The organism is Homoserinimonas sp., from assembly GCF_056262345.1.
Genome location: NZ_JBACFR010000122.1, coordinates 1 through 2348 on the forward strand (window position 1 = coordinate 1; position 2348 = coordinate 2348).

The 2348-nt window shown below is 65.7% G+C and carries 3 protein-coding genes; 1 reads left to right on the forward strand and 2 read right to left on the reverse strand.

The genetic code is table 11. The annotated features are described in order from the left end of the window. Nucleotides 1–143: 143 nt before the first annotated feature. Together AC062T_RS06255 and AC062T_RS06260 are read right to left on the reverse strand one after the other, a co-directional pair. The gene (locus tag AC062T_RS06255) at nucleotides 144–779 is read right to left on the reverse strand and encodes a TrmH family RNA methyltransferase (RefSeq protein ID WP_476028394.1); all 636 of its coding nucleotides are present in this window, start codon (nucleotides 777–779) and stop codon (nucleotides 144–146) included. Nucleotides 780–856: 77 nt separating this feature from the next. Continuing rightward, nucleotides 857–1828 carry an NAD(P)H-quinone oxidoreductase gene (locus tag AC062T_RS06260; protein WP_476028396.1) on the reverse strand — a complete coding sequence of 324 codons (972 nt, stop codon included), beginning with the start codon at nucleotides 1826–1828 and terminating at the stop codon, nucleotides 857–859. A gap of 100 nt (nucleotides 1829–1928) precedes the next feature. On the opposite strand from AC062T_RS06260, the gene AC062T_RS06265 reads away from it, so the two are divergent. Beyond that, a partial coding sequence (locus AC062T_RS06265; protein WP_476028398.1) for an argininosuccinate synthase domain-containing protein occupies nucleotides 1929–2348 on the forward strand: 420 nt, incomplete at its 3' end.

The window sequence follows — 2348 nt, forward strand, 5'->3', positions numbered from 1 at the left end:
AGCCCGCTGAGACTGCACGAATTGCTGAAAAACGCTGCCTTAGGGGACGATCTGCGCAGTCTCGGGGAATGCCTCCGGCAGCGGCGAATGCCTCCGGCAACGGTGAATGCCTCCGGCAGCGGGGAGTGACAGGCAGAGCAGACTCAGCGCGCGAACGACACGTGCTGCATCACCCACGCGTGCATCGCGACCGCCGCAGCCGCCGACGCGTTGATCGACCGGGTCGAGCCGAACTGCGAAATCTCGACCACAGCATCCGCCGCCTCGATTGCCTCGGGCGACAGGCCGGGACCCTCCTGGCCGAAGAGAAGAACGCAGCGCTCCGGCAGGTCGAACGTCTCGATAATCACACTGCCGGGAACGTTGTCGATCGCGATGATCGGCATGCCGTCGGTGCGCGCCCACTCCACGAATGCCGCGACATCCGGGTGATGAACGACGTGCTGGTAACGGTCGGTGACCATGGCACCGCGCTTGTTCCACCGGCGGCGGCCGATGATGTGCACGGTGTCGGCGGCAAACGCGTTGGCGCTGCGCACGATCGACCCGATGTTCATGTCGTGCTGCCAGTTCTCGATGGCAACGTGGAACGGATGCCGATGCTCATCGAGGTCGGCCACGATCGCCGCCATACTCCAGTAGCGGTAGCGGTCGATCACATTGCGGGTGTCGCCGTGCTTGAGCAGCTCAGGGTCGTAGTGCGGCTCCGTGGGCCACTCACCCTGCCACGGCCCGACGCCGTTGGTCGAAAACTCGTGGGTGGGGTTTGCTGCGTTCACCCCTCGACGTTACCGCGCCTGTGCTGCTTCCTCGCCCAGAGCGCGGCGCGCTCATGCGGCAGCGCACGCACCTGCCGCTAAGGGACGAGCAGGATCTTGCCCGAATGGGCGGACGACTCCAGGCGGGCATGGGCTTCGGCGACGTCGTCGAACGAGAATCGGCTGTCGACGACCGGAATCAGCTGGCCCGAGCTGGCCCACGGCCATGCGCGCGCTCGCAGATCATCCATGATCGCTATCTTCTGGGAGAGAGGCCGCGTTCGTAGGGTCGTGCCCCAGATTCGACCGCGTTTGCGCATGAGGCGAAACGGGTTGAAATCGGCGTTCTCTCCGCTCTGATTCGCGATAACCATGATGCGACCGTCCATCGAGAGGGCATCGATGTTGCGGGACATATAGGAGCCGCCCATGATGTCGAGGATCACATCGGCGCCGCCCCACTCCGTCGTGATCCGCTCAACGAAGTCGTCGTCCCGATAGTTGATGAGCAGGTCGGCACCCAACTCGGCGCACAGCGCGAGCTTCTCCGACGAACCCGCCGTCACGGCAACCCTGGCCCCCAGCAGCTTCGCGAGTTGGATGGCCATCGTGCCGATCCCACTGCCGCCGCCGTGCACCAGAAGGGTCTCCCCGGCCGCAAGCTCAGCACTCATCACGACGTTCGACCACACCGTGGCCAGCGCTTCTGGCAGCGCCGCGGCATCCGTCAGCTCAAGAGTGTCGGGCACGGCCAGCACGAGGCCCGCATCCACCACAACCTCCTCGGAATAACCGCCACCGGCGAGCAGTGCGCACACGCGATCACCGACGGCGAAGTCGCGCACGGCTCCCACCGCCTCTGTGACAACGCCCGATACTTCGAGGCCCGGCCAGTCCGGCGCCCCGGGAGGTGACGGGTAGTTGCCCTGGCGTTGGCTGATATCGGCCCGGTTGATTCCGGCGGCCGCGACCCGGATGCGAACCTGGCCGGGTTCAATAGAGGGGGCATCGACCTCGGTTACCTGCAGGGTGCCCGCACCCTCGGTGGATGTAACGACGATTGCACGCATGCCTGCCAAGCTACCCCGCAGGCCGTCACCGCGGCTCAGAGAACGGGCGTACACAGGCCGACCGCCAATCGTCGCCCGGGAACCCCGTACCATTGAGACCATGTCGAAAGTTCTCACAAGCCTGCCCGTCGGCGAGCGCGTCGGTATCGCCTTCTCGGGCGGTCTTGACACCTCGGTAGCTGTTGCCTGGATGCGCGACAAGGGCGCCATCCCGTGCACCTATACCGCCGACATCGGCCAGCCCGATGAGCCCGACATCGAGGGTGTTCCGGACCGCGCCAAGGAGTACGGCGCCGAGATCGCGCGCCTCATCGACTGCCGCGCACCGCTCGTCGAGGAGGGCCTTGTCGCCCTGCAGTGTGGCGCATTCCACATCCGCAGCGGGGGAAAGACCTACTTCAACACGACTCCCCTCGGCCGTGCCGTCACGGGCACCATGCTCGTGCGCGCCATGAAAGAAGACGGCGTCGACATCTGGGGCGATGGCTCCACCTACAAGGGCAACGACATCGAGCGGTTC